4 protein-coding genes and 4 pseudogenes are annotated in these 12969 nt (G+C 42.5%); 5 read left to right on the top strand and 3 right to left on the bottom strand.

Annotated elements, in window-relative coordinates; all coding sequences use genetic code 11:
- A pseudogene (locus tag CAN34_RS11675) lies at positions 1-363 on the top strand (IS3 family transposase); the annotation flags it as partial.
- Here the strand turns inward: CAN34_RS11675 and CAN34_RS11670 are convergent.
- Positions 359-1107, bottom strand: a pseudogene (locus CAN34_RS11670) (IS5 family transposase). The pseudogenes CAN34_RS11675 and CAN34_RS11670 sit on opposite strands and share 5 nt — an antisense overlap.
- Positions 1108-1184: 77 nt before the next feature.
- Between CAN34_RS11670 and CAN34_RS11665 the strand changes: the two are divergent.
- From CAN34_RS11665 to CAN34_RS11655, 3 genes and pseudogenes are all read left to right on the top strand, one after another.
- Positions 1185-1623, top strand: a pseudogene (locus tag CAN34_RS11665) (DDE-type integrase/transposase/recombinase); the annotation flags it as partial.
- A 198-nt stretch (positions 1624-1821) separates the two neighbouring features.
- Complete coding sequence (locus CAN34_RS14680; RefSeq protein WP_089555794.1) at positions 1822-2010, top strand: DUF1643 domain-containing protein; 189 nt, start codon at positions 1822-1824, stop codon at positions 2008-2010.
- Between the two features lie 908 nt (positions 2011-2918).
- On the top strand, positions 2919-8168 hold the full coding sequence (locus CAN34_RS11655; RefSeq protein ID WP_165767650.1) for an OmpA family protein: 5250 nt from the start codon (positions 2919-2921) through the stop codon (positions 8166-8168).
- Between the two features lie 153 nt (positions 8169-8321).
- Here CAN34_RS11655 and CAN34_RS11650 read toward each other — a convergent pair.
- Both CAN34_RS11650 and CAN34_RS11645 read right to left on the bottom strand, forming a co-directional pair.
- Positions 8322-9409 (bottom strand): annotated as a pseudogene (locus CAN34_RS11650) (IS3 family transposase).
- A gap of 268 nt (positions 9410-9677) precedes the next feature.
- Positions 9678-11261: a Fic family protein gene (locus CAN34_RS11645; protein WP_089555792.1), complete on the bottom strand. Its 1584-nt coding sequence runs from the start codon at positions 11259-11261 to the stop codon at positions 9678-9680.
- An 838-nt stretch (positions 11262-12099) separates the two neighbouring features.
- On the opposite strand from CAN34_RS11645, the gene CAN34_RS11640 reads away from it, so the two are divergent.
- The coding region (locus CAN34_RS11640; RefSeq protein WP_121509232.1) for a glycosyltransferase at positions 12100-12969 on the top strand (870 nt) is incomplete at its 3' end.

The raw sequence follows: 12969 nt of genomic DNA, 5'->3' as shown, positions 1-12969 counted from the left end.
CGACTGGAGTAGACGCGATATCAGCGAGCAGCAGATACATCGCAACCATTGCGAGCTACTAGTTAAAGCGCTCACAGTGAAAGTAAAGAACGTTATGGTTATGAGCGTTTGCATGCAAAGCTAACAGTGCAAGGCCATGACATTAGCCTATACATGGTGAGAAGCATCAAAGAAGAACATGATATAAAATGCCGTCGTCACAAGCGCTTTAAAGTCACCACTGACTCCAATCACAACAAGCTAGTCTATCCAAACATACTAAATCAGCAGTTTGATGCTAAGCGTCCTAATAAAGCGTGGGTCAGTGACATCACCTATATTTGGACTGATGAGGGCTGGTTTTACTTAGGGCGTGTCATCAATTAAGCCAGACAACACAAGAAACCAGATGAATCGCACTGAGGAAATGGCTCGCTAACCTGTCATATCGAGTGGCAATCGCACGGTACTGCTTAATCTTGGCGAAGAAGTTCTCGATCAGATGCCGTGCTTGATAAAGATCTTCATCGAAATCTCTTGGCTGCAGTCGATGACATTTGAACGGTATGACTGCATTGCCTTGTACAGCTTTAATGCGTTCAATAACACGGGCATCAGCATCGTAAGCTCTATCGGCAAGCCAAGTTTGGCTAATACTGACATCGAGCAGTTCATCTGAGCCACATAGGTCATGAGCCGCGCCACCTGTTAGATAAAAACCAGTAGGATTGCCTAATGCATCTGTTCGAGTATGTATTTTAGTCGTCAGCCCACCTTTACTGCGCCCAATGGCTTGATCCCTTTTTTTCCAGCGCTATGCTGGTGGGCTTTGACAATGGTGGCGTCGAGCATGGCGTATTCATTGTCAGACGCCTCAGATAGCAAGTTAAATACTTGCTCCCATACCCCTTTCTTTGACCAACGGCTAAAACGGGTATGCACCACTCTAAAGTCGCCAAAGCGTTCAGGTAGGTCGCGCCAAGGTATGCCGGTCTTATAGCGGTACAGAACGGCTTCTACGAATAATCGGTTATCTTTGGCGGTAACACCAACGTCACTTGGTTGACCTGGTAGGATGTCTTTAATCTTCTCCCATTGGTCATCACGTAGAGCATGTCGTCTTGTCATGAGGATTGAGCTCAGTTTGATAAACATAGAATTAGTATAGCTTATTCTAAAATAACTGTGCTAATTGATGACACACCCTAGCTGGAGTCAAAGATTTATACACCAAAGAGCTGGTCGGCTATGCGATCAATAAGCGAATGACCGCAGATTTAGTGTGTAAAGCATTGAACATGGCCATCAAGAACAAACATCCAAGCCAAGGGCTGATTGTACATTCAGACAGAGGTAGCCAGTATGTAGCCATGCTTACCACAAGATCATCAAACAGCATCTGTTTACAGGCTCAATGAGTGGCAAAGGTAATTGCTATGATAATGTGCCAATAGAAAGCTTTTGGGGCGTGTTGAATAATGAGCTGGTATATCATCAAGACTATAAGACCAGATTTGCCGCCATTAACGATATCATTAGATATATCGAGTTGTACTACAATCAAACGAGGATTCAAAAGGGCTTGGGCTTTAAATCGCCAAGACAGGTGTGGTGTGGTTTGATTATTATCGTCAGGCTGCGTAATTAAAATCTCCCAAGTTTGGTTCTACGGATTTGACGGCAGGGGTCATTATATGAAAAGATGCTGTTTGCGCTTGATACCTTTATTTTGAAGTGACTATAACTTATAAAAAACCATAAATTTGATGGCCGTACTGGTTTTTTTCAGTACGGCCACTTTTGTATTAGCAACTTTATGAAGAGTTTTTAAATAAATGTCTTATGGTTGGGAGGATTACCAACTTATTTGCATACCGCGCTACAAGCCCAGGCGTTATGATTGAACAAGAAAGCCCCATAGGTCCAGAAAATGATAGCTATCTAGCTCAGTTACCCAATAAAGCAGATAAGATCGTAGCTTGTTGGGGAAATAGCGGCTGCCATAAAGACAGGGCTAATCAAGTAAAATAATTTTTAAAAGCTGACTTACTATGCTTAGGAATAAACAAAACTGGCGAGCCTAAACACCCACTGTACGTTAAGGGTAATACCGAACTAACAATATTAGTCTAAGCAAACTTTGGCAGAAAAAGAGGCTATATAGGCAGCCACACAAGCAAATCTAAATAGCCTAAATCAGTTAACAGAATTTTTTATCTGATTTAGGCTTATTCACTATCAAATTTTGCCAATTTTTTTACGTATATGCTATGTATTTTCAGGTATAACCAAAAAGATATGGCTCCCTAGTGAGGACTCGAATCCGATAGGTAAGATATTGATATTAAAGGTGTTAAATGCAAATTGGTTTCGCCAGTGTACATCGTGGTGTACTTGAAGTAGATAATTTGAGGATATTTTCCACCGCAGAAGGTAATTAATATATATATTCTTTTAAAAGAATATATTAAGATTGATTATGGATAATAAAAAATTTGGTGGTGTTCTAAAAATTATGCTAGCGATAAAAGTCAATAAGAAATCTATGCTACGTTCTCTGATCCTACAGGGCTTTCAAGGCTTCAAGAATTGTTTAAATTTTAATCAGCATACTTCTTGATACACCACCTCTAGAGTCGGCCTATCAAGTCCACTAACTGGAACTGGGTTGTCTTCGTTAACTGATAATTGACTACTCATCATTACATTCTACTACCACTACAAATCTAGTAATATTTGTCATTATAAAAATACTAACTTGCTGTTAAAGACTCTAGATTATTTTAGGCATCTGAAACCATTAAAATAATGAGGTACTCTTTTTTGAAGTAACTGGTGTTAACCGTGCAATTATATTAGAGCTATACAAGATCTGTTATAGGTGCTAATCACGATAGTTTGTCATCGAAATAAACAACATGGAAAGTTGGAGAATCGAGATGTACAATATAAATACTGCGACGGAAGATGATTTCAAAGAATTGGGTATATCCAAGAGCGATGCTGAAGCCATTATTCGGCACAGGGAGAAAGAAGGGTTAATTCAAATTTTTCAAGATCTCAACCATATCAAACTTGCTGATGAAACAAAAAAAATCATTGGCACTCTAGTTAAAAGTGAGCAGCTCATTTTTAGTACTGAAGATATAGAAGGATATTACATAAGTTGGTTTTTTTCTCCTCTCCTTGATGATTTTCCTCCGATTTTCCTTACCGTTTCGGCCACCGATGCAAATGGAGCACGTCATAAAAACACTGGTACAGTCTTTGCTAATCAGACCACTAAGCTTCAATCTTGGAACGTGGATCTCAAAAAACCTATCAAAGCAACAACGGTCACTGCTGAAGGGAAGCTTATAGAAGAGCGTACCTACCAGCCTGATGAAATAGCCTATAGGCGTGACGGCTCAGTTTTTCATGCCACCATTGCAATTGACCTGATGAAGATGATACTAGAGGAAAACCAAAGGTTTGTGCGCTCAGGGCGTTACTCCATACCCGGAAACCCACAGCAACGATTTGATGGATACCGTTTATCCGTTGCCCCAGTTACCAGCAATCACAAAACCAATATTGTGCAACTGCTCAGAATTACTGCAGAAACCCTTGTTAATAGCGCAGTACAAATTTTACCTAGTACAGATATTGCTCAGCAACTCGCATCATTCCCCCTCTCTGAAGCGGAATTTGAATTTGAAGGCCATTTCTTAATTGAGCAACCTTTCCCCGATAACACTGAATATGTGGGCTGGGTATGGCTTCTTTCGGGCCCCGCACTATTTTTCGGTTTTCAGGCAGATACTGAACTGCGCTCGACTAAGCACAATATAACCATATTGTTACCTGTATTTGAGCTGCTAAGCGTTGAAAGTAGCAGTATTCCAATAGATGTTAATGAAAAGGCGTTGCTCGACCGACCTGATATTTTCTCTGATGATCCCGGCTCTACCTGCAAACCATTTAACAATCCAGGGCGCATCGTTAGCGAGCGGCGATTCTCGACAGTTTTGAGAGTAACCGATCCTGAAATATCCTCCTCCAACTTGAAGGAGGAACCTCATACACGCGCTGAAGTAACTAACAAGAATCCAATAGAATGGGAAGGCGAGGCAGACGATATTCAGCCGAGATCAGTGGCTCGCGGACATATTGTAGAGTTTGCGGTTCGCTACCGCTCTAACGGCTACTCGCTAGGCGATGTATTGCATAGTCTCACTCTAGCACCTCGACAAACCCGTCGTATTGTCAAAGTGGACTTTAAACGGCGCGAACAAGCATCGCGCCGGGAGCAAACATTTGCTAGCGACGAGGTGGAACAGGCCACACTTCAAGATAGAACCTATAGCAACGCGGTGCAATCCAGCCTCTCCGAGTGGGCAAAAGGGGGCTCAGAATCCTCTATAACCGCAGGTGCAGCTGGCGCAGGAGCAGTTATTGGCCCTGTGGTATTAGGTGGTGGGGTGGCTCATAGTAATGCCTCGTCTTCCTCTTGGCAGAATGGCGGGCGCTCGGTGGCCGCATCGGAGCAACAAAACCTTAAAGACGCGATACGTCAATATGGAGACAGTCTTCGCTCCATGGAATCGACCATTGTCACTGAAGCCGAACAACATGAAGCTGTCGAGGGCGTCTCTGAAGTGGTGCGCAATATTAACTACTGTCATGCACTTAGCGTAGTGTATTACCAGATATTACGGCATATGCGCGTGGATACAGAGGTAGCCGCGGTACGGGAGTGCCTTTTCGTACCCTTTACGGTCAAGGACTTTACTCTAGATAGGGTTTACCGTCACAGAAATGTTTTACGGCGTTATGCAGGGAGTCTCGAATTTCGCTCAGTATTTGAGAAGATAGATCAAGTGAAGAAGCTCGTAGAACTCCGCGAGCTCAGGGCGACGTTACCTCAGTCTAATCAGATTCTCTTGAAAATACAGAATCTTGAGCAAACCATTAGCATACCGCCTGGAATACGGGCCGATCAGGAGGTGACTTCACTTAGAGGTTCGATCTACATGAAGCTGGGAATTACGCGGCCAGCAGAAGGTGATGTCGCGGACGAAGTAGAGGAAGGTGCAATATCTGAAGTTTCCCAGACCCAACGGTTTAAAGAGATGGTAAAGCAGTTCTCCATTTTTTCGGTCTTCACTAGCCGCTCACCTTCCCAAATTGTGCATGACCTTTTAGGTCTGGATGAGCAAGCACGCGACCGTTACTTCCAACGGGAAGTGGCACCTTATATGGCTCGGGAATTTGCTAACAGGCTACAGCTAGGTATTATTCGGGATGGAAAATTCTTTCCCATAGATGCCGACTTCACCCTTGCTGGAAGCTACAACTACGGAAACATCATTAGAATTGATTTTGTCGTCGGCGCTCCAGTGGAACCGCAAATACGAGTTGGCGGAATTGGTAGGGTCACCAACGCACAGATCAATTATTCTGGCCCACCGCTGACACGGTCTAACTTAGTAAACTTAACCTTGAAAGCCCCCACGCTTGATGATAGTAATATAGCTTTGCCCAAGCGTTCTTTCGCGGATGTAACTCGTGGCACCCTATCCTTTACAACCGAACACTACCAGCGAACTGTTGACTCGCCCGGTCACCAAATCAACGATCTGCTTCATTCGGAAACTGGTAGCCCGGATCCACAGGGCGCTATATTGACTTTTCCTTTGTCGGCATATGAAATGGAGGATACTAGAAAAGAACTCATAAAAGCATATCAGCAGCTTTTAGAAGAACTGAACAGCGACAAATTTAAATACCATAAAGCTATTTGGTGGAATATGGATAGGGATCAGCTTTATACCCTTTTGGACGCATTTTCCACATCTACCAGTGAAGGCAATAGCCGAAGCATCGCAGGTATTGTTGAGCGGAGCCCCATTGGAATACTGGGAAACTCTTTAGTCTTTCGGGTTTCTGCAGGTGCGCACTTGGATCCGAACCTGAAAACCTCGCAACAGCTCCTTAGTTATTATAAGGACAGCAACACTGTCGCAGAGCCAATGCGCATCAGCTTGCCTACCAGCGGGCTTTATGCTCGTGCGCACATGGATGAATGCAACGCCTGCGAAGAACATGCTGGGACTCGGGAATGGGTTCTGACCAATAAAGAACCAGAACTGCAAGATATTGACCCATCTTTACTTGCCTCAAGACGATCAGATCCAACCGGCCTTGCCCCCTCAGCCATGCCGGAAACTTTAATTAACTTACAGAATGCACCTGCCATACCAGACCCCTCTGGTGTAGGCAGCATTTTAAGCGCAGTTAGTAAAGCAGATGCTTTCCGCGATATGGCTGGTCTAGCGGGGACTCAGCAAAACGCACTCGAAGGCCTTAAAACGGCAGCAAGCCTGGCCAGTAATTTTGGCAGCATGGCATTTCAGATGAAACTGGCAGAATTAGAATCTGATAAAAACGCCGCTCGAGACATTGCGGCCACTGCGGCCGCGATTCAATCTGCAAAGGACAAAGGTCTCGTAAGTGATGAAAACGCCCAAAAGTCGATGGATAACCTTATAGCAAAAAGAACGGAGAAAGCTGGCAAAGAACGGAGTGAAGAAGCAGCGAACCGCGCTAAAAATTTGATGCTTGGAGACCGCGCTGGCTCCGTCACGGAAGCTGATGGATCGGGAGCCACCGTAACTGAAGTCAAGGAGCGCAAGAAGGAGATAAATCCCCAAACAGACCAGTACGTGATTCCATTAACGGAAAATAAGGTTTTGTTTCTCGGTTTTGATGTCGGTGAATGGGATTTGAAAAAGCAGCATCGGCACGCATTGGAAATCATTGCTACCCAATTGCTCAATCAGGATTCCCTAGCCCGATCTGAAGGCCATGCGAGCACATCGGGTAGCGAAGAAGATAACGAGGTTTTATCAGAAAATCGTGCCCAAAGTCTGTTTGAAGCGCTCCGCGGTTTCGCCTTCCCGCTGCTGGAACAATATATCAATAAACCTGAAACCATTACCTATCAAGGTGAATTGGGTAATCTGCGAAACGAGTATCCTAACAACGAGTATATTAAGCGAGTCCCAGGTGCGGGTCATCGTAATGATCCCGTGCAAAGAAGCGTGGTGCTGAATTTCACACACCCTGTCGATCCCAAAAAGGTTTGGGAAACCTACTCTCTTTTCTCGTTCAGTATCAAAATTACTGGTCGAGTAATTGATATTGGTTCTTATTATGTTGTTAACCGTGGTGGGGATTTTGTAGTTATTAATAAAGAAACTCAAACCGTTACACACATTGAGACCGGTAAAAATATTACTTTGCAAAAAAATACCGACAACAGCCAAGTTACTGTCACTCAAATTAACAACGGCGGCATTAACCTTAATATTAACGGAGACAATAGCGGTACAATCAATATCACAGTGCCCACAACAGAAAATGGATCGTTTGTCCCACTACCGAATCCTAACACTAAGCAGTGGAAGCTTATATTCTCTAAACCGAAGTTCACTGATAAAATTTCGTTGGCCGATTTACTGAAACAACTGTCCCAACTTATAGTAGATGCGGGGGGGGTAAATGCAAATTCCGACCCAACTTTACTGAATCAGGTCAATAGTATGGTTTCTAGTGGCGTCGATGCGGTTCTCAGCGAAATCAAGGATTTCCTCGTGGGCCGTGTTGGCAATATTGCTCTCCAGGCCTTACAGTTAATTGTGTACGGTCATATGACTGTTGAAACTACAATTAAGATTGGTACGAGCTCAACCGTCGAAAAGTCCGGGACATTGAGCGGTCCTGCTCTGTTGGTCGGCGGCACTCCGTCAGAGAATGCGACTTTTCTTAACAATGCCGAATATATCACTGCTCAGGCTCAGGACTTGGAAGCTTGGGATGACACTTCAGGTTTCAAACATTTGGTATATGTGGATAATCCGGGACAAGCTTTAGGCGGTTCCGCAGTCGAAATGGTGAGAACGCTTGTTAACGAGGTACAAACTTTGCTGCCAGAGTCTCTTGTTCCATCTACGCTCATGGATGAAACAGAGCGCGTATTTGCATTACTTTCAATAGCAGCTGTTAAGCTCTCGTTAAGTTCGCGTGTCGAGTTCCAGGCTGGAGCGGACGATCTCTTAACCGAATGGAAGGGAGACGAAGTAAAATCATCTGGTGTAAATCTAGGTGCTTTAGTATTCGCTCCTGGACAAATATCATTTAAGTTCTAAGGGTAGTTTATGTTCTGCTGCATGACGAAGTTGCCCAATAACAAACGGCAGAGAGGAGCAAAGGCCTCCTCTCTGTGACTATACTTTAACTTTAAAAATAGTTACGAGAAACAAGGGTAATCATCCCAACCATAAGACACTTATCAAATAGAATTAAGCTGCGTGGTTTAGTTTCTGCATTGGCGTAAAGCCGCCATTGCCCATATTCGGGCGCTCGTGGTTGTAGTGATATAACCAATCTTCAGCTTGCTGACAGACTTGGTCTAAATCAGTAAACCGCTCTTGGTTTAACCAATCATAACGCATCGTTCTATTATAGCGCTCAACATAAGCATTCTGCTGTGGATTGCCAGGCTCAATATAACTGATCAAGATACCTTGATTTACCGCCCAGTCTTTAAGCGCATTACTGATGTATTCAGGTCCATTATCACATCTTACTTGAACCGGTTTACCTCGACATTCAATCAGCTGATTTAAACTGCGTATGACTCTTTAAGCGGGTAATGAGAAGTCAATCTCAACCGTTAAGGCTTCACGGTTGTAATCATCAATGACATTGAACAGTCTAAAGCCTCTGCCATCAGTTAAGGCATCATGCATGAAGTCCATGCTCCAACTTTGGTTTATCTTATCAGGTAGAGCCAAGGGTAGCGGTTTAGCGCGTTTAATTCGACGCTTAGGTTTAATTCTCAGATTCAATTCGAGCTCACAGTAGATGCGATACACCCTCTTATGGTTGTATGGTAGCCCCAGTACATTACGTAAGGTTAAAAAGCATAATCCAAAGCCCCAGTTCTTGTTCTGCTCGGTCAGCTCTATAAGCAAGTGCGCGATCTGCTGGTTCTCATCCGTTGCTACCGACTTGTGATAATAACAGGTGACGCTAATGTTAAAGATCAAGCAAGCTCTGCGGATACTGATGCCATGCTCTTTAATGTAGTGACAAGCCATCTCTTTGCGCCTGAGTGGCGCTACCACTTTTTTGACATGGCATCCTGTAATATGTCGGATTTGAGACATTCATCGGCATACATCTTTTTTAAGCGAGCATTCTCAACTTCAAGCTCTTTGAGACGAGTGATAAGCGCAGCATCCATGCCACCATATTTAGAGCGCCAGTTATAGAACGTGCTTTGGCCGACATTATGCTCACGGCATAAATCAGCGATAGGTACGCCTTGTTCTGCTTGTTTAAGGATATTAACGATTTGATTATCAGTAAAGCGTGTCTTTTTCATAGGATTCTCCTGCTGGTATATTTTAGCAGTTAATCTCTATTTCTAAGTGTTCTTATTTATTGGGGGGATTACCATACCATTTGGATAAAAATGGACAAAAAATATAGCGATAAAGCAGAGACCATGAGGAGAGAGGTTATCCCACATTCTGTGTATCAATCTAAATTATCTCAGCCGAAATTTTTATAGTCGAATCATCATCGCAACGATGATATTTATACAAGGCTAATTATGAAGACAGACATCCCTTCATATAGCAGGGTTTGCCCTAGCTATTCAAATCATCTGTCTCATCTTTAAAGGTCTCCACAACGATAGCAAAAATGTCATCCCAAACTGCCTCATTTGCCAAAAACGGATAATCCTTAAGTAGCTTATTACTTTTAACGCCTTTATTTTGTAGCATGCTGCGAATGATTCTATCAGCATAGCTATTGGGCATCTCAACAATTTCTTTTATCGCCAGTCGTGCCTGGTCATGTTGTCTTAGGTACTGTGACTCGTTATGCATCTCTTTTTCAATAACATGAGCAATCAGTCCTGATAAGTACTGAACGTGAGGCGTCAGGTCCATAAAGCGCCATGCAGGTTGAATAAGGTGACTGTCTTCAAAATTTAAGTTTGAGCGAATACCATCAGGATAAGTAATCGCCTGTTTATCAAAGCTGTAATGATCACGAATTTGCTTCATGAGCGGCACAGATACACAGTCTAAAATCTTATCATAGGTATGCCGGTCTGAGGGATGCTCGGCAATGGCTTGTGATATAGGTAGGATAATAGGCTCATGAATGACCTGGTCTCGTCTGAGTACATCATTAATTAGGAAGCGATGTATTCGGCCATTGCCATCAGCTAGCGGATGAATATATACAAAAGCAAAGGAAGCAACCGCACTACGTATCAGTGCCGATTGTCCATCTGTCTTTTCCATAAATGCCTGTAACCCTGCTAACTTATCAGCAATGTCATCAGCAGGTGGCGCGATATAGTGCACAATTTCTTTAAAGCCATTGACCTGAGTATGCGACACAAAAACTGGAGACTGACGGATACCATACTGCTGGATGACCGTTTTACTCCCTAATATCTCTTGTTGCAATTCTGCCAGTGATTTAGGGTCAAGCGGAATATCGCCCTTACCCGTGCGCCGTGCCATTACATCGGCAAAACGTTCAATACGTTTTAACTCTTTCCCTTCACCTTCTATAGTAAAGCTGGCTTTACTCTCTCGTAGTGTCATCCATACGGAGGCACGCATCAGTAAGTCTTGCCCAAATTCATCGTTCAGCTTGTCAACCATCGTGGCAATATCGAGTGCTGCTGCTTGCGTAAACGACTCTGTTTTTACCAGTTGAGGACAGAAATGACGGGTTCCTGCTAGATTGTCATTGATACGCCAGCGAGCGTTCTTGATAACCTGCGCAGGGCTTGAAGTAACCAGCTTCTTAGCATCTAGAGCATCCACATAGTTACCGCCTAAATTGCTCGGTACTGCTAACTCTTTATCCATTAGCCATTCATACAAGAAAGCCATTCTACGGGCATAGCTGCCTGTGGGCTCAGCGTTTACCCATGCTTGTACGTCATTAGCGCCTATCTGTTCAAACAAACGAACCAGTAACTCTAAATTCAATACTTCATGACGCATGTGAAATTGTAAGTGAGCAATGATAGTATCCAGTGGACGCGCAGTTTCCTGATAAGCGTTATGGATAACATTATCCTCTTTATAGGTTTGCCTGCGCCCACCGATACTACTACTGACATATAAAGGGGAAACCAGATCGATGCTTGCATGACGGATAAGCCATGCTGCGCCAATAGGGTCTGAGGTATGGGTATTCATCATGAGTGGCTCAAGCGATTATAGATAAGCCATTTTGCAGAAAAGCGATTATGAATGCAACATAATGATTATTATCAATCCTTACTGCATTAAATCGATTTTAATATGACGTTGTGATGCCTTTAGATCATAACCAAAGGGCATGTTTAGTGGAAATAATGGATCGAAATTGAAGGTGGTAAATACCCCGCCTTTAACACAACTACGTAGTAATAGAGTACCTATTTCTGTAAATAACGCCTTCTTGCCTCGCGTGTAAATCCTTATATATCATCTGCTTACAAATAAAAATAAAGAATTAGATATTCCTAATCAAATGGCCGCCTATTCTTAAATTGGCAAGTTCACTTATTACTATAGATAATGGATAGTTAATTTACCATTTCATGTCCGACTGTATCCAGTCTGTTATAAGTGGTTCCATTACGACGGCCTATCTTAAGTAGTCTATTAATTAGTTTTTGGGGCTTTTTAGGTGGTTCCGTTGGGGTACGCCCCACTGAAACGTACTCAAATTGTCAATATGATTTTTTCACAGCCGTTACTATACTCAGAAATGAAAGCACTGCTAAATACTATTGAAAGCGTGATAATTATCATTAGCATGATTTTGTTTATCGTCAGGCACTCAAAAAATGGTCGGTGCCAATTAGTAACTGGACGTCTGCACTTAATCGCTTTATTATTATATTTGATAACCGTATCAGCAGGCATTTAATCTAAAGGGTAGTTACACAGAATTCGGGATGGTCTCCCTAAATCATATAATAGCTTTTTTCATAGAACCTTATCATCTTTAAACTATTGACTTTTCCTTAATTTGGTATGAGGGGTTATATTGATGTATTTGAGTCTGATAGTACCTTTTTACAATAGAGACGTTTCTTCTTTGACTCTATTAAAGACTCTGACTGAATTGTCTCTAGAGGGTATAGAAATAATTCTTGTTGACGACGGGTCTACAGATAATACTTACCTTAAGCTTAGTAGCTATAAGGATAGTTTCCCAGATCAAAACATACAATTGATAAGGCAATGCAATAAAGGTCCTGGTGGTGCGAGAAACGCAGGATTAAAATTATCTCGAGCCAAATACGTTTGGTTTGTTGATTCAGATGATGATATTACGCAGGAAGCTGTTGATTTTATTAAGGAGAACAGCGCCGGTAATTATGACGTTATTCATTTTAACTACTTGGCAAGGGGTGTGGAAAAGAGTGGCCTAGAGGTAGGGCCTGGTAATTATATTAATGCTACAGAGGTTCGCGCAATTTTATTAGGTAGTCTTGTGCCGTTGTGGTCTAATGTTTATAGGCGTGAAATGCTTATTGATAATGACATTTACTATCCAGAATATTGCTATTATGAAGACAATTCGCTTGACTTCATATATCCTTTTTTTGTAAAGAGCTTATTAAATACAAACATTCTTGCTTATAAGTATAACGAAGAGAATGATTCTATTGTTAGGTCTAAACCCAATCCAAGAACACTTGACCGGCTGTATACGGCCGAGTATGGATTTAAGGAGGGTTTGAAGCATGCATTAAATAAAGAGGAGATTGATATTCTAGAAAAATTGTTTGTGCGTCTGTATCTAGTGAACAGCGTAGGTAAATATACAACTATAAAGCCTAGTAAACAATGGATTGTTATGTGGCGGATAATGAAAAACTATCGAAGACTAGCAAAAGATTTAAATATAAACGAC

It is taken from the genome of Psychrobacter sp. DAB_AL32B (assembly GCF_002224105.1).
GTDB lineage: Bacteria > Pseudomonadota > Gammaproteobacteria > Pseudomonadales > Moraxellaceae > Psychrobacter.
The sequence above is the reverse complement of the archived record's forward strand: the minus strand, read 5'-3'. Positions and strand labels throughout refer to the sequence as shown.